Annotated in this window: 21 protein-coding genes; 10 read left to right on the top strand and 11 right to left on the bottom strand. The window is 73.2% G+C overall.

Annotated features, from left to right (window positions below; genetic code table 11):
* Positions 1–33 precede the first annotated feature (33 nt).
* The 3 genes from ACPXCS_RS27325 to ACPXCS_RS27315 all read right to left on the bottom strand — a co-directional run bounded on the left by ACPXCS_RS27325 (position 34) and on the right by ACPXCS_RS27315 (position 3,555).
* On the bottom strand, positions 34–1,281 hold the full coding sequence (locus tag ACPXCS_RS27325) for a DUF5667 domain-containing protein (RefSeq protein WP_425950187.1): 1,248 nt from the start codon (positions 1,279–1,281) through the stop codon (positions 34–36).
* Positions 1,282–1,517: 236 nt separating this feature from the next.
* Positions 1,518–2,288 carry an ECF subfamily RNA polymerase sigma factor, BldN family gene (locus tag ACPXCS_RS27320; protein ID WP_031117141.1) on the bottom strand — a complete coding sequence of 257 codons (771 nt, stop codon included), beginning with the start codon at positions 2,286–2,288 and terminating at the stop codon, positions 1,518–1,520.
* Positions 2,289–2,637: 349 nt separating this feature from the next.
* Positions 2,638–3,555 carry an HAD family hydrolase gene (locus ACPXCS_RS27315; protein WP_425950186.1) on the bottom strand — a complete coding sequence of 306 codons (918 nt, stop codon included), beginning with the start codon at positions 3,553–3,555 and terminating at the stop codon, positions 2,638–2,640.
* A 169-nt stretch (positions 3,556–3,724) separates the two neighbouring features.
* Here ACPXCS_RS27315 and ACPXCS_RS27310 point away from each other — a divergent pair, with 169 nt between their 5' ends.
* The 5 genes from ACPXCS_RS27310 (at position 3,725) to ACPXCS_RS27290 (ending at position 9,520) form a co-directional block, all read left to right on the top strand.
* On the top strand, positions 3,725–3,994 hold the full coding sequence (locus ACPXCS_RS27310; RefSeq protein ID WP_425950184.1) for a glutaredoxin family protein: 270 nt from the start codon (positions 3,725–3,727) through the stop codon (positions 3,992–3,994).
* Positions 3,995–4,306: 312 nt separating this feature from the next.
* The gene (locus ACPXCS_RS27305) at positions 4,307–5,071 is read left to right on the top strand and encodes a redox-sensing transcriptional repressor Rex (protein WP_425950183.1); all 765 of its coding nucleotides are present in this window, start codon (positions 4,307–4,309) and stop codon (positions 5,069–5,071) included.
* Entirely contained in the window at positions 5,068–6,825 is a 1,758-nt protein-coding gene (locus ACPXCS_RS27300; protein WP_425950181.1) for a glutamyl-tRNA reductase, read from the top strand. The genes ACPXCS_RS27305 and ACPXCS_RS27300 overlap by 4 nt, the downstream gene beginning before the upstream one ends.
* The gene (gene hemC / locus ACPXCS_RS27295; protein ID WP_425950179.1) at positions 6,822–7,817 is read left to right on the top strand and encodes a hydroxymethylbilane synthase; all 996 of its coding nucleotides are present in this window, start codon (positions 6,822–6,824) and stop codon (positions 7,815–7,817) included. Before ACPXCS_RS27300 ends, hemC begins: the two co-directional genes overlap by 4 nt.
* Complete coding sequence (locus ACPXCS_RS27290) at positions 7,814–9,520, top strand: uroporphyrinogen-III synthase (protein ID WP_425950178.1); 1,707 nt, start codon at positions 7,814–7,816, stop codon at positions 9,518–9,520. The genes hemC and ACPXCS_RS27290 overlap by 4 nt, the downstream gene beginning before the upstream one ends.
* Before the next feature lie 21 nt (positions 9,521–9,541).
* On the opposite strand, the gene ACPXCS_RS27285 is transcribed toward ACPXCS_RS27290, so the two are convergent.
* Positions 9,542–10,930: an FAD-binding oxidoreductase gene (locus ACPXCS_RS27285; protein WP_425950176.1), complete on the bottom strand. Its 1,389-nt coding sequence runs from the start codon at positions 10,928–10,930 to the stop codon at positions 9,542–9,544.
* 213 nt (positions 10,931–11,143) lie between these two features.
* Here ACPXCS_RS27285 and hemB point away from each other — a divergent pair, with 213 nt between their 5' ends.
* Entirely contained in the window at positions 11,144–12,142 is a 999-nt protein-coding gene (hemB, locus tag ACPXCS_RS27280) for a porphobilinogen synthase (protein ID WP_425950174.1), read from the top strand.
* Between the two features lies 1 nt (position 12,143).
* On the opposite strand, the gene ACPXCS_RS27275 is transcribed toward hemB, so the two are convergent.
* The gene (locus ACPXCS_RS27275; RefSeq protein ID WP_425950172.1) at positions 12,144–12,854 is read right to left on the bottom strand and encodes a DUF4232 domain-containing protein; all 711 of its coding nucleotides are present in this window, start codon (positions 12,852–12,854) and stop codon (positions 12,144–12,146) included.
* Between the two features lie 228 nt (positions 12,855–13,082).
* Between ACPXCS_RS27275 and ACPXCS_RS27270 the strand changes: the two genes are divergently transcribed.
* Complete coding sequence (locus tag ACPXCS_RS27270) at positions 13,083–14,666, top strand: helix-turn-helix domain-containing protein (RefSeq protein ID WP_425950171.1); 1,584 nt, start codon at positions 13,083–13,085, stop codon at positions 14,664–14,666.
* A gap of 213 nt (positions 14,667–14,879) precedes the next feature.
* The gene (locus ACPXCS_RS27265; protein WP_425950169.1) at positions 14,880–16,091 is read left to right on the top strand and encodes a PLP-dependent aminotransferase family protein; all 1,212 of its coding nucleotides are present in this window, start codon (positions 14,880–14,882) and stop codon (positions 16,089–16,091) included.
* Between the two features lie 34 nt (positions 16,092–16,125).
* On the opposite strand, the gene ACPXCS_RS27260 is transcribed toward ACPXCS_RS27265, so the two are convergent.
* The 3 genes from ACPXCS_RS27260 to ACPXCS_RS27250 are packed head-to-tail and all read right to left on the bottom strand — an operon-like array spanning position 16,126 to position 18,582.
* A complete protein-coding gene (locus ACPXCS_RS27260; RefSeq protein ID WP_425950167.1) occupies positions 16,126–16,911 on the bottom strand; it encodes a DUF4253 domain-containing protein in 786 nt (261 codons plus the stop codon).
* Complete coding sequence (locus tag ACPXCS_RS27255) at positions 16,871–17,791, bottom strand: DUF2690 domain-containing protein (protein WP_425950165.1); 921 nt, start codon at positions 17,789–17,791, stop codon at positions 16,871–16,873. Before ACPXCS_RS27255 ends, ACPXCS_RS27260 begins: the two co-directional genes overlap by 41 nt.
* On the bottom strand, positions 17,788–18,582 hold the full coding sequence (locus tag ACPXCS_RS27250) for a peptidoglycan-binding protein (protein ID WP_425950164.1): 795 nt from the start codon (positions 18,580–18,582) through the stop codon (positions 17,788–17,790). Before ACPXCS_RS27250 ends, ACPXCS_RS27255 begins: the two co-directional genes overlap by 4 nt.
* Before the next feature lie 308 nt (positions 18,583–18,890).
* Between ACPXCS_RS27250 and ACPXCS_RS27245 the strand changes: the two genes are divergently transcribed.
* The gene (locus ACPXCS_RS27245) at positions 18,891–19,271 is read left to right on the top strand and encodes a peptidase inhibitor family I36 protein (RefSeq protein WP_425950162.1); all 381 of its coding nucleotides are present in this window, start codon (positions 18,891–18,893) and stop codon (positions 19,269–19,271) included.
* Positions 19,272–19,359: 88 nt separating this feature from the next.
* Here ACPXCS_RS27245 and argS read toward each other — a convergent pair whose 3' ends face one another.
* Positions 19,360–21,123 (bottom strand): arginine--tRNA ligase, encoded by a 1,764-nt coding sequence (gene argS, locus ACPXCS_RS27240; protein WP_425950160.1) that lies wholly within the window; start codon positions 21,121–21,123, stop codon positions 19,360–19,362.
* 149 nt (positions 21,124–21,272) lie between these two features.
* Between argS and lysS the strand changes: the two genes are divergently transcribed.
* A complete protein-coding gene (gene lysS / locus ACPXCS_RS27235) occupies positions 21,273–23,018 on the top strand; it encodes a lysine--tRNA ligase (protein WP_425950158.1) in 1,746 nt (581 codons plus the stop codon).
* A gap of 72 nt (positions 23,019–23,090) precedes the next feature.
* Here the strand turns inward: lysS and ACPXCS_RS27230 are convergent, their stop codons facing one another.
* Both ACPXCS_RS27230 and ACPXCS_RS27225 read right to left on the bottom strand, forming a co-directional pair.
* Positions 23,091–24,353: a DUF2637 domain-containing protein gene (locus tag ACPXCS_RS27230; RefSeq protein WP_425950157.1), complete on the bottom strand. Its 1,263-nt coding sequence runs from the start codon at positions 24,351–24,353 to the stop codon at positions 23,091–23,093.
* 124 nt (positions 24,354–24,477) lie between these two features.
* Entirely contained in the window at positions 24,478–25,383 is a 906-nt protein-coding gene (locus tag ACPXCS_RS27225; protein WP_425950155.1) for a DUF3558 family protein, read from the bottom strand.
* Positions 25,384–25,448: the final 65 nt, after the last annotated feature.

The following is a 25,448-nucleotide window of genomic DNA, read 5'->3' as shown; positions in this document are numbered from 1 at the left end:
CCAGCGAGGGGCGCCCCATCGTCGTACCACCGGCTAGTCGGCGTCCTCGCTGTCGATGCCCAGTCCGGGCAGCAGGCCCGGCAGCAGCGGTGGGAGCGTCACATCCGGCTCGGGGGCGGGAGTGGTGCCGTCCGCTGACGGGGAGGTGCTGGACTCGGTGTCCTCGGGCGGGTCGAGGAGACCGCCGGTGTTGCCGCCGAGCAGGCCGTCGCTGTCGTTGCCGGAGCCGGCCGAGCGGCTGGGGCTGCCGCTGCCGGTCTTGCCCTCGTCGCCACGCGGGTCGCCGCTGTCGCTGGGGCGGGTCGAGCGGTCGGTGCCGGCGGAGCCGCCGGGGGCCGACTCGGAGGAGCCCTGCCGCCGCTCCTCGCCGCCGCCCGTGGCCGGGGGCTCGGGCAGCAGGGACCGCAGCGGGGCTACGTCCTCCTCTATGGCGTCGAAGACCGACGACACCTGATCGCCGACGTCCCCGAGCTGGACGGGCAGCCGCTCGCGCAGCTCGCCCCAGGCGTCGCGGTGGGAGCGGGAGAACGCCGACAGGGCCTGGATGGGGCCGAGTGAGTCCGGGTCGCGCTGGTACGCCTCGCTCAGCAGCCGGTGGCCCTCGGAGGCGTCGTGCCGCATCCCGGACAGGGCGCGGCGGATCTCGCCGAGGGACTCGTGGTCCAGGGGGCCGCTGCGGCCGCGCTCCATCAGGCGGCGGGCTTCGCTCAGGCGCGTGGAGGCGTGGTCGAGGTAGACCCGGCCGCGCTCGTCCGCCCCGTCGGCGAGTCCGAGCTTGACGTCCTCGATGCCGCGCTTGAGGCCGTAGAGCGAGTCGCCGGGCAGGGCGTCCGAGCTGGCGGCGGAGACTCCGCCGAAGGCGCTCGCGGCCACGCCGACGCTGAGTCCGCCCGCGGTGAGGCCCTTGGCGAGGCGGGACCGCGGCCGGAACTTCTTCAGGGAACTCGCGCGGTGGGCGCCCCGGGCGCGGGTGGAGCGCTGCCCCGGGACCGCGCGGTCCGTCGCCCCGCCTCCCGCGGTGCCCTCCTGGAGCATGGCCTCGAACGCCGCCACCAGCTGGGCCCGCTGGACGACCTTGACCTCCGGGTCGAGCGCCGGCTTGGGCAGGGCGCCGAGACCGGAGGCGAGCGCCAGCAGGCGTCCCCCTTCGGTCGCTTCCGCGGCTGCCGGGGCCGGTGCCGAACCCTCGGACTGCTCGGCCGCCGCCGTGCCCGGCTCGGACTCCTCCAGGGCCTGGGCGAAGGCGTTCGCCCGCCGGTGCGCCGATACGTTCGCGATCACTGGCGGCACCTCCTCTCGTCATCACGGTCGACTCCCCAGGGGGTCCTGAGGGTTGCACGCCCTGACCACGACCACACGATCGGGTGATCGAACTCGGCCAGGGGGTGACCACAGGGAGCCTGCATCCCGCACAACGAGCGGCGCGGCACTTGGGTTACGGACGCCGGAGGATCGGATGCCGAAGTCAACCGACTTTCACGGAGGGTGAGTTGACGATCGCCGTCTGTGCGGAGCGGTCAGCGGGCGTCTTCCGGCAGGAGCCGGGCGAGGGTGCGGACGGCCCGGTACTGGAGGGTCTTGATCGCGCCCTCGTTCTTGCCCATGACCCGGGCGGTCTCGGCGACGGAGAGGCCCTGGAGGAAGCGGAGCGTCACGCACTCCTGCTGCTGGGGGTTGAGCCGCCGTACCGCGTCGAGCAGGGCGGCGTTGGAGAGGGACTCCAGGACGGAGTCCTCGGGGGAGCGCTCGACCTCGTTGGCGTCGAGCATCTCGCCGGTGGTGACCTCCAGCCGGAAGCGGCTGGACTTGAAGTGGTCGGCGACGAGGTTGCGGGCGATCGTGACGAGCCAGGCGCCGAAGTCGCGGCCCTGCCAGGTGAAGGTGCCGATGCGGCGCAGGGCGCGCAGAAAGGTCTCGCTGGTGAGGTCCTCGGCGGTCGCCTTTCCTCCGACCCGGTAGTAGATGTACCGGTAGACGGTGTCGCTGTACTGGTCGTAGAGGCGGCCGAAGGCGTCGGCCTCGCCGGCCTGGGCGCGCTCCACGAGGTCCATCATCCGGGCGCTGTCGCTGTCCGCCGCCGGGCGGCGGGCGGTGGCCGCCCCGGACGGGCGGCCTCGTCTGCCGACCGCGGCGCTGCCGTCGGCCAGTGCGTAGCACGGACCGACGGGCGCGGCGGTGGCGAATGCGGGGACGGCGTACGCGGTGGGGACGAAGCCGCGCAACAGGTCGAGGACCGTTGCGCGCAGCGTAGCCAGGCCCGAGGCGTCAACCCCGACGTGTGGGTACACGGGACTCCCAGAGGCAGAGCTTCCATCACGTGCAGTGCGGGACCTTTCACCCGTCGTAGCGACGGAGGGGTACCGGTTTGCGTCTGAGGAGAATAACGCTTCGTGCAGGCCCTGCTACACCGAGTTGCTCAAATCATCGATTACGTCGCTTCCGTAACCGGTTCACGCCGTATCAAGTACCGGAGCGTGAGCGGTTGTTGATCGGAACGGTTCGGATTGCGGCTGAGTCCAGGGCGTGTTGTGGCCGTGTCCAGCCAAGAGGACTGGACACGAGGTTGTGGGGGTACGCCAGTTGGATTTACGCGGTTTGTCATCCGGTAAACGAAGGTGTCCCGGTTTGATCGCTCCGTCAGCGGCGGCGGCGGTGCAGGGCGATCGCGGCGGCCGTGCCGCCGGCCACCGCGCCGACGCCCGCGGCGGCCGGGATGCCGACCTTGGCCGCCTTGCGGCCGGTGCGGTAGTCACGCAGGCGCCAGTCCAGCTCCCGGGCGTGCCTGCGCAGCTTGGAGTCGGGGTTGATGGCGTAGGGGTGGCCGACCAGGGACAGCATCGGGATGTCGTTGTGCGAGTCGCTGTAGGCGGCGCAGCGGCCGAGGTCCAGTCCCTCGGCGGCGGCCAGGGCCCGGACGGCCTCGGCCTTGGCGGGGCCGTGCAGCGGCTCGCCGACGAGCTTGCCCGTGTAGACGCCGTCGACCGACTCGGCGACCGTGCCCAGCGCGCCGGTCAGGCCCAGGCGGCGGGCGATGACCGTGGCGATCTCGACGGGCGCGGCCGTGACGAGCCACACCTTCTGGCCGGCGTCCAGGTGCGCCTGGGCGAGGGCGCGGGTGCCGGGCCAGATGCGCTCGGCCATGTACTCGTCGTAGATCTCCTCGCCGATCGACTGCAGTTCGGCGACGCGGTGGCCCTTGACGATGGACAGGGCCGACTCGCGGGCCTCCTGCATGTGCTCGGGGTCCTCGACGCCGGCCAGCCGGAACCACGCCTGCTGCCAGGCGAACCGCGCCAGCTCGCGGGTCTCGAAGAACTTCCGTTTGTACAGGCCCCGTCCGAAGTGGAACAGGGCGGCGCCCTGCATGACGGTGTTGTCCAGGTCGAAGAAGGCGGCGGCCCGGTCGTCGCCGTGGACCGGGAACTGCGGTTCCTCGGTCGTGCCGGCGGCTTCCTGTGAGGACTTGCGTGCTGCCTCCGCCGAGGCCTCGCCTGCCAAAACGCTCCGCGCCGTGGCGGAGCGCCTACGGGGGGTGAGCCATCCGAGAGCGGCCATGGCGTGAGCATAGCCAGTTTGTTCGGGGGTTCCGGAGTCGAGAGGTTTGGACCCTGTGAACTCTCGGCGAGCACGCCGTTAAAGATGCCGTGCCAGGCGGGCGCGTCCGGCGCGTCGGCCGGCCCCGCGCGGGGCTTCCCCTCGTCCACGGGCGCGCGACAATGGCGCCATGAGCCCTCTCTTCCGCCGCAAGCCCCCTCGGGACCGGCTCGTCACGCTGATCCGCAAGCCCGGCTGTCATCTGTGCGATGACGCACAGGTCGTCGTGGAGAAGGTGTGCGCCGACCTCGGTGTCCCCTGGGAGCAGAAGGACATCACCGAGGACCGGCACCTGCACGACATGTACTGGGAACAGATCCCGGTCGTGCTGGTGGACGGCGAGCAGCACACCTTCTGGCGCGTGAACGAGGACCGGCTGCGCAGGGCGCTGACCGACTGAGTCCGGCCCGCAGCGGACTGACCGAGCAGTACAAAGTGGCCGGAACGTCGCTTAGGATCGATGGCGACTTGGTCTCGGGGGCGGGATTCACTGAGGAAGTGTGTGGTTTTGCCCCCAGAAGACAAGGAACGGTGGTGCCTGTGCGCCGGTTCCCCACGCATGCGCCGGGGGTGCGTGAGCCCGGTCACGTTGGGTGGGCAAATCGGACACCATCTTTGTGCACGCGTTCACAAAGACATAGCCTGCATTCGACGGGGCGGTCATGTAGGGACGTATGACCGCCTACAGCCCCGCTCTACCCGCAGGAGCACCGTGGCAACTGGCCGAACTCACCGACCGGCGACCCGCAGCCGAGGGATTCCCGAGGCCACCGTCGCCCGGCTTCCGCTGTACCTCCGCGCGCTGACCGCACTGTCGGAGCGCTCGGTGCCCACGGTCTCCTCCGAGGAGCTCGCGGCCGCGGCGGGAGTCAACTCCGCGAAGCTGCGCAAGGACTTCTCCTACCTCGGGTCGTACGGCACGAGGGGCGTCGGCTACGACGTCGAGTATCTCGTCTACCAGATCTCCCGCGAACTGGGGCTCACCCAGGACTGGCCGGTCGTGATCGTCGGTATCGGAAACCTCGGCGCCGCCCTCGCCAACTACGGCGGGTTCGCCTCCCGCGGCTTCCGCGTCGCCGCGCTGATCGACGCCGACCCGGCCATGGCGGGCAAGCCCGTCGCCGGCATCCCGGTGCAGCACTCCGACGACCTGGAGAAGATCATCCAGGACAACGGCGTGTCCATCGGTGTCATCGCCACCCCCGCCGGTGCCGCCCAGCAGGTCTGCGACCGGCTCGTGGCCGCCGGTGTCACCTCCATCCTGAACTTCGCGCCGACCGTGCTGTCGGTGCCGGACGGCGTCGACGTGCGCAAGGTCGACCTCTCCATCGAGCTGCAGATCCTCGCCTTCCACGAGCAGCGCAAGGCCGGGGAGGAGGCCGCCGCCTCCGACGGCGGCGTCCCGGCCGCCGCCGCCCGCGGCGACTCCGCCGACCAGGGGCCCGACGGGGACATGCCCGCCGTGATGCCGGCATGAGCCTCCTCGTCGTCGGACTCAGCCACCGCAGCGCCCCGGTCAGCGTCCTGGAGCGCGCCTCGCTCACCGCGGACGCCCAGGTCAAGCTGCTCCAGGACACCGTCGCCGCCGAACCGGCGACCGAGGCCGCGGTGCTGGCCACCTGCAACCGCATCGAGCTCTACGCCGACGTGGACAAGTTCCACGCCGGTGTCGCCGAGCTGTCCACGCTGCTCGCCCAGCACAGCGGGGTCGGCCTGGAGGAGCTCACTCCCTATCTCTATGTGCACTACGAGGACCGGGCCGTCCACCACCTGTTCTCGGTGGCCTGCGGGCTGGACTCGATGGTCGTCGGCGAGGGCCAGATCCTCGGCCAGATCAAGGACTCCCTGGCCCGGGCGCAGGAGCTGCACTCCGCCGGCCGGCTGCTGAACGACCTGTTCCAGCAGGCCCTGCGGGTCGGCAAGCGCGCCCACTCCGAGACCGGCATCGACCGCGCCGGCCAGTCCCTGGTCACCTTCGGCCTGGAGCAGCTGGCCCGGGGCGGCGACGTCCGGGAATGGGCCAGGGGCAAGCGGGCCGTGGTCATCGGGGCCGGGTCGATGTCCTCCCTGGCCGCGGCCACGCTCGCGCGGGCCGGGGTCGCCGAGATCGTCGTCGCCAACCGCACCTTCGACCGCGCCGAGCGGCTCGCGCGGATCCTGAGCGAGGGCGACGACACGGACGTGCTGGCCCGCGCGGTCCCGATGGAATCGGTGCCGGTCGAGCTGACACGTGCCGACGTCGCCGTCTCCTGCACCGGCGCGACCGGCCTGGTCCTGACCGCCGAGGCGGTCGCCCGGGCCGTCGAGGGCCGTACGCCCGCGCTGCCGGCCGGCGGCGCCGGACCGGCGGCGCCGGGCGGCGCGGGCCGCGCGACCGGACCGGACGCGCGGCAGGACGGCCTGCCGACCGCCGGCCCCGGCGGCGAGGACGGCTGCCCGCTGGACCTCTCCGCCGTGCAGGGCACCGCCGGGTTCTCCGTGCTGGGCGAGGCCGCCGTGGCCGGGATGGCCGCCGCCGACCTCGAACAGCACGCGGCGTGGGTCGACAACGGCACCGCCGGCGGCGCCCAGCGCGGTGCGGCCCGGCCCGGGGCGCTCGGCACGCTCGACCCGGCCGCGGAGAGCGACGCCATCGCCGCGCTCGCCGCGACCGCGGCCACCGCCGGGCGGATCCCCGAGCGGCGCCGGCCCGAGCCGGTCGAGGAGCCGCAGCGGCCCGAGCCCGTGCTGTTCCTGCTGGACCTGGCCATGCCGCGCGACATCGACGCGGCCGCGCACCGGCTCACCGGGGTGCGGCTGGTGGACATCGAGTCGCTCGCCGACGCCTCGGCGGACGCCCCGATGGCTGCCGATGTGGACCAGGTCAGGCGTATCGTCTCCGACGAGGTCGCGGCCTTCGGGGCAGCCCTGCGGGCCGCGCACATCACGCCGACCGTGGTCGCCCTGCGCACCATGGCCGCCGACGTCGTGGCCAGCGAGATCGCCCGCCTGGACGGACGGCTGCCCGGCCTCGACGACAAGCACCGGGCGGAGATCACCCAGACCGTGCGGCGCGTGGTCGACAAACTGCTGCACGCGCCGACCGTGCGGGTCAAGCAACTCGCGGCCGAGCCCGGCGGCGCCGGGTACGCGGACGCGCTGCGGACCCTGTTCGACCTCGACCCCGAGACGGTGGCCGCCGTCTCCCGAGCCGAGGACAGCACCACCCAGAAAGACCGAGGCCCGGCATGACTGACAAGGCGCTGAGGCTCGGCACCCGGCGGAGCAGGCTCGCCATGGCCCAGTCCGGGCAGGTGGCCGAGGCCGTGAGCCGGGTGACCGGGCGGCCCGTGGAGCTCGTCGAGATCACCACGTACGGCGACGTCTCGCGTGAGGCGCTCGCCCAGATCGGCGGCACCGGCGTGTTCGTGACCGCCCTGCGCGACGCGCTGCTCAGGGGCGAGGTCGACTTCGCCGTGCACTCCCTGAAGGACCTGCCGACCACGCAGCCCGACGAACTGGTCGTGGCCGCCGTGCCGGTGCGGGAGGACCCGCGGGACGTCATCGTCGCCCGGGACGCCCTGAAGTTCACCGACCTGCCGCCCGGGGCCCGCATCGGCACCGGTTCGCCGCGCCGCACGGCCCAGCTCAACGCGTACGCGCGCAGCCACGGCCTGGACATAGCGACGGTCCCGATCCGCGGCAACGTCGACACCCGCATCGGGTTCGTGCGCAGCGGAGAGCTCGACGCCGTCGTGCTGGCCGCCGCCGGACTGAACCGGATCGGCCGCGGCGACGAGGTGACCGACTTCCTGTCGGTCGACACGGTTTTGCCCGCCCCCGGCCAGGGGGCCCTGGCGATCGAGTGCACCGCGGCCGACGCGGACCTCGTCGCCGCGCTCGCCGAACTCGACGACCCGTTCACGCGGATCGCCGTGACGGCCGAGCGGTCCCTGCTCGCCGCCCTGGAGGCCGGCTGCAGTGCTCCCGTGGGCGCGCTGGCCGACCTGCCCCTCCTCTCGGCTCCGCTCGAGCGGGGGGACCCCCAGGCCAACGGGCAGATTGTCAAGGAAATGCGCCTGCGCGGCGTCGTCGGTACCACCGACGGCACACGCACGGTGCAGCTGTCCACCACCGGTCCCGTGCCCGAGACGCACGACGGGGCAATGGCGCTCGGTCGCGAACTCGCGGCCGAGATGCTCGCCCAGGGCGCGGCCGGTCTGATGGGGGAGCGAGCACAGTGAGCCCCACCACCCTTTCCGCCGGTCCTGAACACGGGCACGTCACCTTCCTGGGTGCCGGACCCGGAGATCCGGGACTGCTGACTCTGCGCGCCGTCGAGGCACTGGCCAACGCGGACGTCCTCGTCGCCGAGCACGAAGTGCTCGACGTGGTACGTCAGCACGCCAGGCAGGGCGTCTCCGAGGTGCACACGGACCCGGATCCTTCCCAGGAACCGACTCCGGGCACAGGAACGCCCCAGCTGACGGTAGTTGACGGCACGTCAACCACCGCGCCCGTCCCCGCGGTGCGGGATGCCGCACATCTTGTCATGGAGGCCGCGCGGGGCGGCAGGCGGGTCGTGCGTGCGGTGTCCGGTGACCCGGGCCTCGACACGTACGCGGCCGAGGAGATGCTGGCGTGCGCCGCCGCCGGGGTGCCCTTCGAGGTCGTCCCCGGTATCGCGAGCGCCGTCGGTGTGCCCGCGTACGCCGGTGTGCCGCTGCGGGACGCGCAGGGCGCGGACGTGCGGTTCGTGGACGCGCGGACGGCGTCGGACCGGTGCTGGACGGAGGTCGGGGCGTCGGACGGCACGGTCGTCGTCTCCACGACGCTGGACTCCGTCGCCGCGGCCGCCGGCGAGCTCGTCTCCGCCGGGCGCAAGCCGGACACCCCGATGACGGTCACCGTCGCCGGTACGACCACGCGGCAGCGCACCTGGACCGCCACGCTCGGCACGATCGCGCAGACGCTGAAGCAGGCCAAGGTGCTGCCCTCGCCCGAGGGCGGCCGGCCGGTGATAGCCGTGGTCGGGGAGCGTTCCTCCGCCGCCCAGCGCGACCAGCTCGCGTGGTTCGAGTCCAAGCCGCTGTTCGGCTGGAAGGTGCTCGTGCCGCGCACGAAGGAGCAGGCGGCGTCGCTCTCCGACCAGCTGCGGTCGTACGGGGCCGTGCCGCACGAGGTGCCGACCATCGCCGTCGAACCGCCGCGCACGCCCCAGCAGATGGAGCGCGCGGTCAAGGGCCTGGTCACGGGCCGCTACGAGTGGATCGCCTTCACCTCGGTGAACGCGGTCAAGGCCGTGCGGGAGAAGTTCGAGGAGTACGGGCTCGACGCGCGTGCCTTCGCGGGCATCAAGGTCGCGGCCGTCGGCGAGCAGACCGCCAAGGCGCTGATCGCGTTCGGCGTGAAGCCGGACCTGGTGCCGAGCGGGGAGCAGTCGGCCGCCGGGCTGCTGGAGGACTGGCCGCCCTACGACCCGGTGTTCGACCCGATCGACCGGGTCTTCCTGCCGCGTGCCGACATCGCCACGGAGACGCTGGTCGCCGGGCTGATCGAGCTCGGCTGGGAGGTCGACGACGTGACGGCCTACCGGACCGTGCGGGCCTCGCCGCCGCCGGCGGAGACGCGTGAGGCGATCAAGGGCGGCGGGTTCGACGCCGTGCTGTTCACGTCGTCCTCCACCGTGCGCAACCTCGTCGGCATCGCCGGCAAGCCGCACAACGTCACCGTGATCGCCTGTATCGGCCCGGCCACGGCGAAGACCGCCGAGGAGCACGGGCTGCGGGTGGACGTGATGGCTCCGGAGCCGTCCGTGCTCAAGCTGGCGGAGGCGCTGGCGGACTTCGGCGCGAAGCGGCGGGCCGCGGCACTGGAGGCCGGCGACCCGGTCACCCGGCCGAGCGAGCGGCGGCCGGGCGCGCGCAGGCGGCGGTCGACGACCTAGGCGGAACCCGGTGGGCTGCGGCTACGCGGGAGTCACCGCGTGGCCGTAGCGCAGCAGGTTGTCCGGGTCGTAGGTGGCCTTGTCGCGGCGCAGGCGGGTGTAGACCTCCGGGGTCCAGGCGCGGGCGATGTCCTGGTCGCCGCCGGGCGTGCCGTGGATGTTGACCATGGTGCGGCCGGTGCCGTAGGGGGCCATGGCGGTGTAGAGGCGGCGGGTGGCCTGTTCGACGGCCTCCGCCACCGGCGGTGCGGGCATGATGCCGACCGACTCCATGAAGTAGTGGGCGTCGCGGGCGCAGACGGCGTCCTCGACGCGGGCCGGGCGGGCCAGCGCCCCTCCCATGTGGCGCAGTGAGGCGACCAGGAGGGGATGGTCGGCGCCGGCCGCGGGGCCGACCTGGTCCAGGAACGTGCTCATGGCCTCGGGGGGCAGGTCGCGCAGGAGCATGCAGCACTCCCGGGCCGGGAGCGGGTCCTGGGGTTCCATGTGGATGCGGTCCAGGGCCGCGTGGTCCATCTCCTCCACCAGGTCGACGGCCACGGGGGCGGCCGCGCGCAGCGGCGCGATCAGTGCCTCGCCCTCGGCCGTGGGGCCCGGCCAGGCGATCGCGACCCGGGCCCAGAAGCCGCCGCGCAGGGGCTCGGGGATCTGGGGGATGGGCGGCAGGCGGAGCACCGAGAACATGCTGCACATCGCGTCCGGGACCGTGCGGGTCCACTCCGACCAGGTGTGCAGCAGGGTCCGCGTGTGCTCGGCGTGCCAGTGCAGGCCGCCGCCGTACAGGCGGGGCAGCGCGAGCAGTTCGGTGACCAGGGAGGTCACCACGCCCACGTTGCCCTTGCCGCCGCGCAGGGCCCAGAACAGTTCCGGCTCGTGGTGGGGGTCCGCCTCGCGCAGCCGGCCGTCCGGGGTGACGACCTGCAGGGAGCGGACCAGGTCGGCGGCGTAGCCGTAGGCCCGGCCGAGCACCGGCAGTCCGCCGCCGAGGGTGTAGCCGACGACGCCCGCGTCGGTGGAGGTCCCGCAGAGGCCGGCCAGGCCGTGGGGCGCGCCGGCGGCCATGACGTGGCTCCACTTCGCGCCCGCGGAGATCCTCGCGGTGCGGCCGGCGGGGTCGACCCGGACGTCCGTCATCCGGGACGTGGTGATCAGCAGGCCGTGCTCGATGGGGAAGTTGGCGCCGTGGCCGGTGGCCTGCACGGCGACGGGGGTGTGGGTGGCGTGGGCCCAGCGCATCGCGGCCACGACGTCGTCGGTGCCGGTGGCTCCGACGACGACGTCCGGGGTGTGCAGGGCGGCCAGGTTGAAGCCGGTGACCTCGTCGGCGTAGCCGTCGTCGCCGGGCCGCAGGACGGGGCCGGAGATCTCCGAGAGGGCGAAGAGGTCGGGGGTGTGCTGGGGGGCGGTCATCGCGTCCTCCGTGGGTACGGGTACGGAGGGACGGCGGCGGCGAGGAGCAGGGGGACGGGCCGTCGGGGTCCTTGTGTTCGCTGCTTTCAGGATGGACCTCGGGGGTGGTGGGCGCATCGCGGGATGCGCCGGTTCCCGGTGCGGTGCGCGGGCCGCCGGGCTCCGACACGGCGTCGGCATCGGGACGTATGGGGCGGGCGTAGCGTAGAGGTCATGACGTCGTACGGATCATTCCCCGGTGCGCGGCCGCGACGGTTGCGGAGTACCCCCGTGATGCGTCGGATGGTCGCCGAGACCCGGTTGCACCCCGCCGATCTCATCCTCCCCGCCTTCGTGCGCGAGGGCGTCAGCGAGCCGGTGCCGATCGCGACCATGCCGGGGGTCGTGCAGCACACGCGGGACAGCCTGAAGAAGGCGGCCGCTGAGGCGGTGGCGGCCGGGGTTTCCGGGATCATGCTGTTCGGCGTGCCGGAGGAGTCGAAGAAGGACGGGCTGGGCACGCCGGGGACCGATCCGGACGGCATCCTCCAGGTCGCCCTGCGGGACGTGCGGGCCGAGGTCGGCGACGAACTGCTCGTCATGTCCGACCTGTGCCTGGACGAGACGACCGACCACGGGCACTGCGGCGTGCTGGACGCGCAGGGGCGGGTCGACAACGACGCCACCCTGGAGCGGTACGCCGAGATGGCCCAGGTGCAGGCCGACGCCGGAGCCCATGTGGTGGGCCCCAGCGGGATGATGGACGGGCAGATCGGCGTCATCCGGGACGCGCTCGACCAGATCGGCCGGGAGGACGTCGCCATCCTCGCCTACACCGCGAAGTACGCCTCCGCCTTCTACGGGCCCTTCCGTGAGGCCGTCGCCTCGTCGCTGCGGGGGGACCGCAAGACCTACCAGCAGGACCCCGCCAACGCCCGCGAGTCGCTGCGCGAGCTCGCCCTCGACCTGGAGGAGGGCGCCGACATGGTGATGGTCAAGCCGGCCGGGCCCTACCTGGACATCGTCGCCCGGGTCGCCGACGCCGTGGACGTGCCCGTCGCCGCGTACCAGATCTCCGGCGAGTACGCGATGGTCGAGGCCGCCGCCGAGAAGGGCTGGATCGACCGCGACCGGGCGATCATGGAGACCCTGACCGGCATCCGGCGGGCCGGCGCGCGGAACATCCTCACCTACTGGGCCACCGAGGTGGCCCAGAAGCTGAAGGACCGGTAGCTCAGTAGGACAGGGCGTCGTCCATGTCGCGCAGCCAGTACGTGACCGCCAGCGTGCTGTCGTAGTACACGCCCTTGGCCGGCAGGGACGGGAGCGCGGAGGGGCCGCCGCTGCTGTTCGGCGTGCGGCCCTGGAAACCGACCGCCAGCTTGCGGCCGGTCGTGCCGGCCTCGCCGCTGCCGTCGGCCGCCGACAGCAGGACACCGGCGTAGCCCGACTCGCCGGGGGCCAGGGTCGTCACCGCCTGCGGCTGGGAGTCCTCGATGGGGCTCGGCGCCCACTGCATCTCGTCGAAGCGCAGCACCGGGTAGTAGGTGAGGTCGCAGGTCTTCGAGCCGGTGTTCTTGACCGTGATCAGCATGTGGTTGAGCGGGCGGGGCACCAACTGGGCCGTGACGGTGGTGTTGGAGCCGTTGCAGGAGACGCTCGACCGGTCGGCCGGCTTCCCGGGCTTCCGGGTGCTCGTGCCGCCGGCGGTGCCCGCGGGGGTGTGCCGGGTGGCCTCGGCTCCCTGTGCGGCCCCGGCGTTCCCGGTGCCCTTCGACGGCTCGCCGGCGGGCCGGTCCCCGGCACCGCTCGCGCCGGTCGTGATCGACGCGCTCGCCGGGGCGGGCCTCGCCGCCCCCTCGTTCTGTGTGCCCGTGCCGTTCTCGCACGCCGTGAGGGCGAGGGCGGCCAGGAGGGCGACGGGGAGAGCGTGGTACGTGCGCATGGCTGGGTTTCCTTTCGGACAAAGGCAGTGGGTAAGTGGGCCCAGGCGGGTCGCTCGACCGGCGGGCCGGGAGCGGCGTGCTTGGATGGCAAGAGCTTGTGGGGGGATCCGTCCCGGCCGCCACACCCGGCGGCCCATCCGGGACGCTGGAACGCCCGCATGGCCTTTGACCAGGGGAAACGTCCGTTCCCTGGAACGGCGGAACGGGACACGGGGGCTGGAGGAACAGTGTCGGAGAGCACGGCCGCGGGGGAGTTCGCGGCGCTGCTGGGGGAGTTGAAGGAGCGTTCCGGGCTGAGCTACGGGGTGCTCGCCAAGCGGCTCCACATGAGTACCTCGACGCTGCACCGCTACTGCAACGGGGACGCCGTACCGGCCGACTACGCGCCCGTGGAGCGGCTGGCGCGGCTGTGCAAGGCGTCGCCCCGGGAGCTGGTGGAGCTGCACCGGCGGTGGGTGCTGGCCGACGCGGGGCGGGGGCGGAAGGGGGGAGCCGACGCGTCCCGCACGGCCGGGAGTAAGGCGTCCGCGGACGTGCTCAGGGAGGCGTCCGCGGAGATGCCCACGGAGGTGTCCGCGCGTGACGCGGCCGTGGATCAGGCGCCCGTGCCCGACGCGCCGGTGGATCAGGCGCCCGTGGATCAGGCGCGCGCGGAGGGACGCCCGTCGCCGGACGCAGGGGATCGGCGGCAGCGGGGCCGGGCGGAGACCGCTCCGGAGGAGGGTGCTGCGGGCGGCGCCGGCGATCAGGGTGAGAAGGGTGCGGGCGAAGGCGGTCCGGGCTCCGGGCCGTCGGGCGAGGGCCGGCCGGAGGCGTCGGTGGCGGTGCCTCCGGGTGGGGCCGGGACCGGCCGGCGCCGGGTGCGCCGGCCGCGTCCCGCCGTCCTCGCCGGTGCCGCCCTGGCCGTCGTGCTCGGCGGGGTCGGTCTCGCCGTGGCCGTGCCGTCCGGCGGGACCGACAGTGACGGGCGGCGCGGGTCGGCGGCCGTGACGGACGGGGCCGCGCGGCCGCACGCCTCCACCGTCGCCTCCGTGTCCCCCTCGGGCCGCCCGTCCTCCGGATCCGCAGAAGGCGAGGAGGGGAAGGACAAGAACAAGGGCAAGGGGAAGGCCACCGCGTCCTCCACCCCCTCCGTCGCCGCCACCGGCACCGCCCGCCCCGGCCGCGACGTCGCACCCGCCCCCGCCACCGGCCCGGCCCCGCTCACCGTGGACACCGAGCCGCACGCCTGGATGGACGGCTGCTCCCAGCGCTACCTGGTGAACCTGCCGCCGGAGCGGGTGGTGCCGCCGCCGCTGGAGCAGGACGCGCCGGGCTGGGTGGCGGCGATGGACGCCGTGCCGTCGGGCCAGCAGCTGCTCAAGGTCACCGTGCAGGGGACCGGCGACGAGACGGTGGTCCTCAAGGGACTGACGGTCCGGATGGCCGGCAAGCGGGTCCCGCTCGCCTGGAACGACTACGCCATGGGGTATCCGGGCGTCGGCTGCGGCGGCGGTGTGCCGACCCGGTTCTTCACGGTCGCCCTCGACGCGGCGCGGCCGGCCGTCGTGCCGGAGGCGGGCCACAAGGACTTCCCGTTCAAGGTGAGCGACTCCGACCCGGAGGTCTACTACATCCAGGCCGACGCCTCCGCCTACGACGTCAGCTGGTACCTGGAGCTGCGGTGGTCCAGCGGCAGCCGGCAGGGCACGCTGACCGTGGACGACGCGGGCCGGCCCTTCCGCACGAGCGGCAACAACGGCCGTCCGGCCTACGAGTTCCCGCTGGGCGGCCGGACGTGGGTCAAGGAGGGGACGACCGACCTGTCCTGACGACCGGTCGGGTCCCGTCCTCCGGCACCCTCGCGCCCTGCTGACCAGCGGCCCCGCGGGACGCGGACATCGACGTCCACGCCGCGGTCGGGACCCAGGGGCTGAGCGCCGGGGCCGGGCACGGTGTCCGCATCCCGGAAATCTTCCTTGTAGACAGCACGTATGTATCTAGGCTGCGGGGCACGCCGTCACCGCTGCCGAAGGAGCCGTGCCATGACCGTCGCCGAGCCCGTCCCCGTCCATACGCCCCTGCCGCCGCTCGCCGCGCGGGCGCGTGCGGTCGGGGGTTCCCCGGTGCGGGACATCCTCGCCGTCACCGCACGCCCGGAAGTGATCAACTTCGCGGGCGGGCTGCCGGCGCCGGAGCTGTTCGACGCGGAGGGCATCGCGGCCTCCTACCGGGCGGTGCTGACCGAGCAGCCCGCGCGGGCGCTGCAGTACTCCACGACCGAGGGCGAACCCGCACTGCGGGCCGCCCTGGCCGCCCGGACCACCGCCCGCGGCCTGTCCACCGGACCCGGCGACCTGCTCGTCACCACCGGCTCCCAGCAGGCCCTGTCCCTCCTGGCCACCGCCCTGCTCGAACCCGGCGACACCGTCCTCGTCGAGAACCCCTGCTACCTGGCGGCGCTCCAGGCCTTCGGCTTCGCCGGCGCCCGCATCGTGCCCGTGCCCGGCGACGAGCAGGGACTCGACCCCGAGGCGCTGGAGGACCTGGTGGTGCGCGAGCGGCCCAAGCTGCTCTACACCGTGCCCACCTTCCAGAACCCCACCGGCCGCACCCTGCCCGCCGAGCGGCGTGCCGCCGTGGCCGCGGTCGCCGCCCGGCGCGGGCTGTGGATCGTGGAGGACGACCCCTACGGGGAGCTGCGCTACGAGGGCGCACGCGTGCCCTGGATCGCCTCCCTGCCGGGCGCCGAGGACCGCACGGTGCTGCTCGGCAGCTTCTCCAAGGTGATGGCACCCGGACTGCGGCTGGGCTGGCTGCGCGCGCCGGGGGAGCTGCGGCGGGCCTGTGCCGTCGCCAAGCAGGCCGCCGACCTGCACACCCCGACCGTCAACCAGCTCGCCGCCGCCCGGTACCTCGCCGACCACGACCTGGACGCCCACGTCGCCCGCGTGGCCGGTGTGTACCGCGCACGCCGTGACGCCATGCTGGCGGGGCTGGCCGGGGCGCTGCCCGAGGGCGCGGTGTGGAACCGCCCCGAGGGCGGCATGTTCCTCTGGGCGCGGCTGCCGGAGCCGTACGACACGACGGCGCTGCTGCCGCGGGTCGTGCGCCACGACGTGGCCTACGTCCCCGGCGCCCCCTTCCACGCCGGCCCGCCCGACCGGACGACGCTGCGGCTGTGCTTCGTGACGCAGACCCCGGAGGAGATCGCCGAAGGGCTGCGCAGGCTCGGGGAGGGCCTGCGCGAGTCCTAGGGGCCGCCGGTCGGTCCCGATGGCCTGCCGGCGGTCAGTCCCACCAGAAGTGCCACGTCGGCCGGCCGAGGACGTGATCGCGGGCGTAGGCCCGCAGGGACGGGTCGGTGGCGTGGCGGACGTTGTCCGGGCAGAACGCGAAGTGCTCGGCGGCGACGGCCTCCGCTTCGGCGGGCGTGGCGGGCGGGGCGGCGACCGACACCAGCAGGTGGTCGAAGCCGAGCGCCGTGACGCGCAGGCCGAAGCGGTCCTCCCAGTCGCGCAGGACCGCGCCGAGCCGGGCCGGGTCGGCCTCGTGGTGCACCGCGCCGGTCCAGCCGATCGCCGCCGGTATGTCGGCGCTGCGGCGGGCCGGGACGAGGGCGAGGCGGGGGTCCTTGAGGGGGCCGCCGTCGTCCAGGAGCGCGTCGGTGACGTCGGCGGCCACCGTGTCCGGGCCCCGGTCGACGGGCGGCGCGGTGTCCGCGCCCGGCCAGGGGGAGCCGTCCGCCGCGTGCTCCTGCCAGTACTCCGCCAGGACCTCCTCGGCGTCGTGGTCCCCCGGGTACGACACGTCGGCGGGGGCCAGCTCCCAGCGGTCCGGGCCGCCGTGGCCGCCTCCCACGTCGAGCACGACGGGCAGCAGGCCCACGCGCCGGGCCGGTTCCAGCGCCTGCTGGTCGCCCGGCCGGGCCCGCTCCCGCCCGCACCACAGCAGCGGCTCGTGCCACGGCCCCTCGGCCGTGGTGTCGACGAGCGCGCCGGCCGGGAGCCGCAGTCCGAGCGCGCGGCCGCCGGGGTCAGCCGCCAGGGCGGGCAGGGGGTTCGGGAGAGTCGCCATGGGGGTGAGCGTAGGGCCGGCCACCGACAACGCCGCCGCCGTGCCGGACGCGCGCCTCGAAGCACTCGCCCCGGGCCCCCGTCACCGGGCGGAAGCAGGCGCGCAGCACCGTGCCGGAGCGGGCCGCGGTCATGGGCGTGTAGACGTACGACTGCGCGGCCAGGCCGTCGGTGATCCGGGCGGAGTGCGGGCGGCCACCGGGCCCGTTCAGCTCCAAGCGGTCGCCGATGCGCGTGCTCCACATCCGTGCCCAGCCGGCCCCGCACCTGGCGCTGTAGCGCAGTTCGAGGTGGGCCCCCGTGGACGTGCGGTGCGAGGCGAGGGTGAGCGGGTCCGTGCCGCACTTCATGAGCATCGGGCTCCTGCCCTCGCACACGCTCCCACGGCAGCGGGGCGCCGGGACCGACGGCGACGGCGCGGCCGGGCGGGGCTCGGTCGGCTGGCCCGCGAGCAGCACCAGGGCGACCGAGAGCCCGCCGGCCGCCAGCGCGCACAGCGAGGCGAGCAGCGCCATGAACCGGGCCCGGCCACCCGCCCGTCCGGCCCGCGCGGCCACCGGGGGCGGAGGGGACGGCGAGGACGGCGAGGCCGGTGGACCGGGCGGCGGCGCGGCGGCCCGGCCGCTCCACTCCGACTCCGCCAGCTCCCACAGCGCCAGACACCGGCCCTCCGGCTCGCCCGCCAGCCGGCACAGCTCCCGCACCGCCTGGTCCGGGGGCAGCGTCCTGCCGTTGAGGTAGCGCTCCCAGGACGACTTGCTGAAGGTCGTCTTCGCCGCCAGGGCCGCCAGGCTCAGACCCGTGCCCTCCCTCAGCTCCCGCAGGCGGCACACCAGCCGGGCGCGTTCCGGGGGCAGCCCGGCCGGCGGGGGCCGGGTCATTCCCGCAGCGCCTTCCAGGTGTGCGGGCCGATGATGCCGTCCACCACCAGCCCGGCGCGCTTCTGCAGGTTCCTGACGGCCCGTTCGGTGTGCGGGCCGAAAATGCCGTCGACCGCCCCCGGCACGAGACCGGCCTCCCGCAGCAGGCACTGGGCCTCGGCGACCTCCGGGCCCGCGTGCCCCTTCGCCAGGACCGCCTTCACCGTGCGGCTGTTGCCCGCGTACCAGCGGCCGTCGATCCGCTCCGAGCGGCAGGTGTACGCCGGGCGCTGCGACTCCCGGGCCGACTCCGGGGGCGGCGCGGAGGCGGTGAGCGGGGCGGCCGCCGTCCTGTCCCCGCCGTCCGTGAGCCGCACCGCCAGCAGCACCGCCGCCGCGACGGCCAGCACCAGTGCCACCGACCCCGCGACCAGCGTGACGCGCAGCGCCCGGCCGTGCGGGCGGGGCGCATCGGCTGCGGGGCCCTGGTCCGCCGGTGGAGGGGCGGCAGCGGTACTGGGCGGGGCCGGCGTCCCGCCCGGGGCTCTGCCCCACACCTCGGCCGCGACCTCGTGCAGCGCCAGCAGCCGGGCCGGATCCTCGCCCCCGAGCCGGGCGATCGCCTCGACGGCCTCCCGAGGCGGCAGGGACCTGCCGGACAGGTACCGCTCCCAGGACGAGGCGCTGTAGCCCGTCTTCGCGGCCAGCCGGCGCAGACTCAGTCCGCTGCGGTCCTTGACCCGGCGCAACGCCGCCACCAACTGGCGGACCCTGGGGTCGAGTTCTTCGGGCAGCCCTTTCCAACGCGACATGTTCCCCCCACTCGCGTGTGCTGGACCGTGGTCAGCGGTCCCGTCACCGCCGCATTGTGCATCAGCATCCACGCGGAGCCCCACCCATCGGTTCCGTTCCCCGCGCCGGCGCCCCACCGATTCGGCCACGGCCCACCGCGGGCGTCCCGCCGCACCGTCCCGGCCCGCGGTGTCCTCGCAGGCCAGCGGGTGGGACGTCCCGCGCCGACGTCACTTCCGCGGCGAATGTGGCGGATCGGGGCCCGCAGCAGGCAGTGTCGTTGGCGAGCCGGCCGGTGCGGTCGGCCGACCACGAAGGGGGACACACCATGCGCATGGCCAAGCTCGCCGTCATGGCCGGGGGCATCGCGCTGACCGGCGGTCTGCTGGCCGGCACCTCGGGCACGGCCGGTGCCGCGGAGAGCGCGCCGCAGGCCGCCTCGGACTGCCCGTCCGGCTGGTTCTGCGTCTGGGCCGGCCAGAACTACACCGGCCGCATGCAGAAGGTCGCCGGGACCAACAGCGACCTGACCGGGTTCGCCGTGTTCCAGAGCTTCAAGTCCTGGTACAACCACGGCGCTTCCTGCGACTTCAAGTGGTTCTCGGAGAAGAACCACCGCGGCTCCAGCGGCATCGTCCCGCGGGGCTACAAGGAGACCGGCAGCGTGAGCCGCTACATGAAGTCCAACACGTGGGTCAACTGCTCGTGACCCACGGCTCCTGAAACGCCGAGGGCTGCACTCACGGGGGAGTGCAGCCCTCGGTCCGTCGTCGTCCCGGCCGCGTCCGGGCCCGGGCTCAGAGCCGCTCGGGCGTCCGGATGCCCAGCAGGGACATGCCCTGCTGCAGCGTGCGGGCCGTGATGTCGCACAGGAACAGGCGGTTCTCCACCTGCTGCGGCGTCTCGGCCTTCAGCACCGGGCACTTGTCGTAGAACGTCGTGTACAGCGACGCCAGTTGGTACAGGTACGCCGTCATCTTGTGCGGGGCGTACTCCCTCGCCGCCTCCGTCACCGTCTCCGCGAACGCGTCCAGGTGCAGGCCCAGGGCCCGCTCGGCCGCGTGCAGCTCCAGCTCCGGGTGCGCGGCGGGCCGCACCTCGCCGGCCTTGCGCAGGATCGACTGGATACGGGCGTAGGCGTACTGCAGGTAGACCGACGTGTCGCCGTTGAGCGAGACCATCTGGTCCAGGTCGAACTTGTAGTCCCGGTTGGCCGACGTCGACAGGTCCGCGTACTTCACCGCGCCGACACCCACCTGGGCGCCCCGCTCGGCGATCTCCTCCTCGGAGAGGTCCTGGGCCTTCTCCCGGACCACCGCCGAGGCGCGGTCGATCGCCTCGTCCAGCAGGTCGACCAGACGCACCGTCTCGCCCTCACGGGTCTTGAACGGCTTGCCGTCCTTGCCGAGGACCGTGCCGAAGGCCAGCTGGTACGCCTTCACGTCGTCGTTGAGCCAACCCGCCTTGCGGGCCGTCTCGAAGACCATCTTGAAGTGCAGCGACTGGCGGGCGTCCACCACGTAGATCAGGGAGTCGGCCTTCAGGTGGAAGACGCGGTCCCGGATCGCCGACAGGTCCGTCGCCGCGTAGCCGTAACCGCCGTCCGACTTCTGCACGATCAGCGGGACCGGCTTGCCGTCCGGGCCCTTGACGTCGTCGAAGAACACGCACAGCGCACCCTCCGAGCGGACCGCGACACCGGACTCCTCCAGCAGGCGGCAGGTCTCCGCGAGCATGTCGTTGTAACCGGACTCGCCGACGATGTCGGCGTCGCGGATCTCCATGTCCAGCTTCTCGAAGACGGAGAAGAAGTAGATCTTCGACTCGTCGACGAACTTCTGCCAGATGGCGAGGGTCTTCTCGTCACCCGCCTGGAGGTCCACCACCCGGCGCCGGGCGCGCGTCTTGAACTCCTCGTCGGAGTCGAACAGCTTGCGGGAGGCCTTGTAGAGGCGGTCGAGGTTCGACATCGCCTCCTCGCCGGACACCTCGGCCGACTCGTGGTCCAGCTCGTGCGGGTGCTCGTCCAGGTACTGGATGAGCATGCCGAACTGGGTGCCCCAGTCGCCGATGTGATGGCGCCTGACCACGTTCTCGCCGGTGAACTCCAGCAGCTGCACCACCGCGTCGCCGATCACCGCGGACCGCAGGTGACCGACGTGCATCTCCTTCGCCACGTTCGGCTGCGCGTAGTCGATCACCGTGGTGCCCGGGTGCTCCGCCGGGGGCACGCCGAGGCGGCCCGTGTCGTCCGCGTACCGCGCGGACAGGTTCTCGGTGATCGCCCGGTCGGAGACGGTGACGTTGAGGAAGCCGGGGCCGGACACCTCGATGTCCTGGAGCAGCCCGCCCGACTCCACCCGCGCGACGACCTGGGTCGCCAGCTCCCGGGGGTTCGCCTTCTCCTTCTTCGCGAGGGCCAGGATCCCGTTGGCCTGGAAGTCGGCCCGGTCGCTTCGTCGCAGCAGCGGGTCCGCGGAGCCGGCCTGCGGCAGGACCGCCGACAGGGCCGCCGCGAGGCGCTGGTGGACGGAGTCGCTGAGGGACGTGACCGAGGCCATAGTCAGGGGTGCCGTTCTCCTCGAGGGAATCGATAGACACGGCCAGTATCCCATGGGGGTAAAGCCGTTTTTCCGGGCGCGCGGCGGTCTGGGACAATGAGGCGGTCAGCCGTGCGACCGTACCGGCTGCCCGATGCAGAAAGAAGGACGTGCCGATCGTGGCTCAGAGCACCGAGACCACCGACTGGGTCTCCCGTTTCGCGGATGAGGTCATCGAGGAGTCGGAGCGCCGGGCCCCGGGCAAACCCGTCGTCGTCGCGTCCGGCCTCTCCCCGTCGGGCCCCATCCACCTCGGCAACCTCCGCGAGGTCATGACCCCGCACCTCGTCGCCGACGAGATCCGCCGCCGGGGCCACCAGGTGCGCCACCTCATCTCCTGGGACGACTACGACCGCTACCGCAAGGTGCCGGCCGGTGTCCCGGGTGTGGACGACTCCTGGGCCGAGCACATCGGCAAGCCGCTGACGTCCGTGCCCGCGCCCCAGGGCTCCCCGCACCCGAACTGGGCCGAGCACTTCAAGGCCGCGATGATCGAGTCGCTGGCCGAGCTGGGCGTGGAGTTCGACGGGATCAGCCAGACCGAGCAGTACACCTCCGGCGTGTACCGCGAGCAGATCCTGCACGCCATGAGGCACCGCGGCGACATCGACGCCATCCTCGACCAGTACCGGACCAAGAAGGCCCCGGCCAGGAAGCAGCAGGGGCAGAAGCCGGTCGACGAGGCCGAGCTGGAGGCCGCCGAGGGCTCCGGCGCCGCCGCCGAGGACGACGGCAGCTCCGGCTCCGCCGGCTACTTCCCGTACAAGCCGTACTGCGGCAACTGCGAGAAGGACCTCACCACCGTCACGTCCTACGACGACGACTCCACCGAGCTGACCTACGCCTGCACCGCGTGCGGCTTCTCGGAGACGGTCCGGCTGAACGAGTTCAACCGCGGCAAGCTGGTCTGGAAGGTCGACTGGCCGATGCGGTGGGCGTACGAGGGCGTCGTGTTCGAGCCCAGCGGCGTCGACCACTCGTCACCCGGTTCGTCGTTCCAGGTCGGCGGGCAGATCGTCGGGATCTTCGGCGGCAAGCAGCCGATCGGCCCGATGTACGCCTTCGTCGGCATCTCCGGCATGGCCAAGATGTCCTCCTCCAAGGGCGGCGTGCCCACCCCGGCCGACGCCCTGCAGATCATGGAGCCGCAGCTGCTGCGCTGGCTCTACGCCCGCCGCAGGCCCAACCAGTCCTTCAAGGTCGCCTTCGACCAGGAGATCCAGCGGCTCTACGACGAGTGGGACCGGCTCGACGCCAAGGTCGCCGACGGCAGCGCCCTGCCGGCCGACGCCGCCGCGCACTCCCGCGCGGTGCGCACCGCCGCCGGGGAACTGCCGCGCACGCCCCGGCCGTTGCCGTACCGCACGCTCGCGTCCGTCGCGGACATCACGGCCGGGCACGAGGACCAGGCGCTGCGCATCCTCAGCGAGCTGGACCCGTCGCGGCCGCTGGGCTCCCTGGAGGAGGCCCGCCCCCGGTACGACAAGGCCGAGGCGTGGATCAACACGCACGTCCCGGCCGACCAGCGCACCATCGTGCGCGACGAGCCCGACGCCGAGCTGCTGAAGTCGCTCGACGAGCAGGGCCGCGAGTCGCTGCGGCTGCTGCTCGACGGACTCGCCGACCACTGGTCGCTCGACGGGCTGACCCACCTGGTGTACGGCGTGCCGAAGGTGCAGGCCGGGTTCTCCGCCGACGCCACCCCGAAGGAACTGCCGCCGGAGATCAAGACCGCCCAGCGCTCCTTCTTCGCGCTGCTGTACCACCTGCTGGTCGGGCGGGACACCGGCCCGCGGCTGCCCACGCTGCTGCTCGCGGTCGGGCAGGACCGGGTGCGGTCCCTGCTCGGGGAGTGAACGGGCACTGAGAAGGGGCCCCCGGTTCTTTGGGGGCCCCTTCGTCATGTGCTGCCGGTCCGCGCGAGACGGTCAGGCGATGTGGTCCTCCTCCAGCTCCGCCGAGTGGCGCTTCTGGAAGCGCTCCACGAGGGACTTCAGCTCACCGGGACTCAGCGTCGTGCCGTAGGTGGCCTGGATGTTGTCACCCAGCGCGCGGGGCGTGGGGTAGCTGCCGTCTATCGACTGGCGGAACACCTGGTAGTACGCCTCCTCGTCCGGCTCCGGGGCCGGGGCCGGGGGCGTGCCGCCGCCCTCGCCGAGCTCGCGCGTGCGGTTCGGGCCCACCGGTATCGGGAAGCTGCCGGTGTCCTCCGGGGACGGCGGCTCACGGTCGTACTCGGGCTGGTACCGCTCGGCCTCCTGCTGCTCCGCGATCCACCGCGCGTAGTGCTCGGCCGGGTCGTAGTTCGGGTCGTAGCCGCCCTGGTACTCGACCTCGCGCGGGGTGTTGAACCACGGGCTCTGGTCCGGCTCGGGCTCCTGCTGAAGGGGCTCGGCCCCGGGTCCGCCGTCGAGTTCCAGGCGCTGCTCACCGCCGGGCGCCGCCCGGCGCGGGTCGGGCACCGGCCCCGCGGCACCCCGGCCCGCCGTCACCTCCGCCTGCGGCGGGGGCGGGGGGATCAGCGCCGGCTCGATGCCCGCCGCCGCCAGGCCCGCCGGGGCCGTCTCCGCCAGCGGCACGCCGTAGCGCGCCAGCCGCAGCGGCATCAGCGACTCCACCGGGGCCTTCCGGCGCCAGGCCCGGCCGAAGCGGGAGCGCAGCCGCGCCTGGTACACCAGGCGCTCCTGCTCCAGCTTGATCACCTGCTCGTAGGAGCGCAGCTCCCAGAGCTTCATACGGCGCCACAGCAGGAACGTCGGCACGGGGGAGAGCATCCAGCGGGTGAGGCGGACGCCCTCCATGTGCTTGTCGGCCGTGATGTCGGCGATGCGGCCGATCGCGTGCCGGGCCGCCTCGACCGAGACGACGAACAGGATCGGGATCACCCCGTGCATGCCCACGCCGAGCGGATCCGGCCAGGCCGCGGCGCCGTTGAAGGCGATCGTGGCCGCCGTCAGCAGCCAGGCCGTCTGGCGCAGCAGGGGGAACGGGATCCTGATCCACGTCAGGAGCAGGTCCAGGGCCAGCAGGACGCAGATCCCCGCGTCGATGCCGATCGGGAAGACGTAGGAGAAGTTCCCGAAGCCCTTCTTCAGGGCCAACTCGCGGACCGCCGCGTACGAACCGGCGAAGCCGATGCCGGCGATGATCACGGCACCGGCCACGACCACGCCGATGAGAACGCGGTGCATCCGAGTCAGCTGCAGTGGCGCGGCCACCCGTACTCCCCTCCCCTTGCGTGTTGTTGCGCGCAACAGGGTGGCACATGTGTACGGGGAACGGGTGGCCGGATCCCGCCGGGCTTGTTCCGCCCCGCTACGCGGCCTTCTTCGACGGCGACGTGGACGGGGACTTCGACGCGGCCTTCGAGGGTTCGTCCGAGGCGTCCCCGGACGCCGGCTTCGACACGGACTGCGACGGCGACTTCGACGCGGACCCGGACGGGGAACCACTCGCCCCGCCGCCCGCGCCGTTGGCCTCGGACACCTTCGCGACGGCCTCCTTGGCGGCCTTCTTCGCGTCCTTCAGCAGGTCGTCGGCGCTCGGCGTCTTGTCACCGGCCAGGCCCGCGCCGTTGTAGTCGAGGGTGACGACCACGTTCTCGACGCGCGCCACGATCGTCTGCTGCTTGAAGGTGCCTTCCTTCTTCTTCAGCTCGTAGCGCACGGCCGTCGCCTGGTCGCCCGTCCCGGACACCGGCTCCGACCTCACGCCCTTGGCGCCCTCGGCGGCCTGGACGTCCTGGACCTGCTTCTCGTAGTACTCCTGGGCCAGCTCGTCGGCCGGGCCGCGGGTCACGTCCGACTCGAAGCGCAGCATCGACACGTTCAGCCAGCGGAACTGCGAGCCCTTCACGCCGTTGTTGTCGAGGCTGTTCCAGGAGCAGCTGGCACGCGTCGAAATGTCGTCCGACTTGCCCTCCTTGCCCGACTTGCCCTTCGGGACGAGGTCCTCCAGCGTCTTCTTCGACAACGCCTTGCACGGCTCCGGGAGCTTGCCGTACGCCGCCGCCTCCACCGTCGGTGACGGGCTCGCGGACGCCGACGCGGCGGCCTTCTCGGCCTTGTCCGAGCTCTCGCCGGAGCCGGAGTCCGAGGAGCAGCCGGCGGCGACCAGCATCACGGGGACGGCGGCCGCGCAGACAAGGACACGGCCCAGGCCCTTCGCTCGCTTGTCTCGCTCTTCTCGCTGTGCTCGTCGCTGCATGGTTCCTTCACTCATGACGCTCGTGGTTCCCTGCGGTCGGAACGGGTCCGAGTGGTCACGGTACGCGGTGGGGCGACAGT

This window comes from Streptomyces sp. DT190 (genome assembly GCF_049846985.1).
Taxonomy (GTDB): domain Bacteria; phylum Actinomycetota; class Actinomycetes; order Streptomycetales; family Streptomycetaceae; genus Streptomyces.
This window is presented reverse-complemented; position numbering and strand designations above follow the sequence as displayed.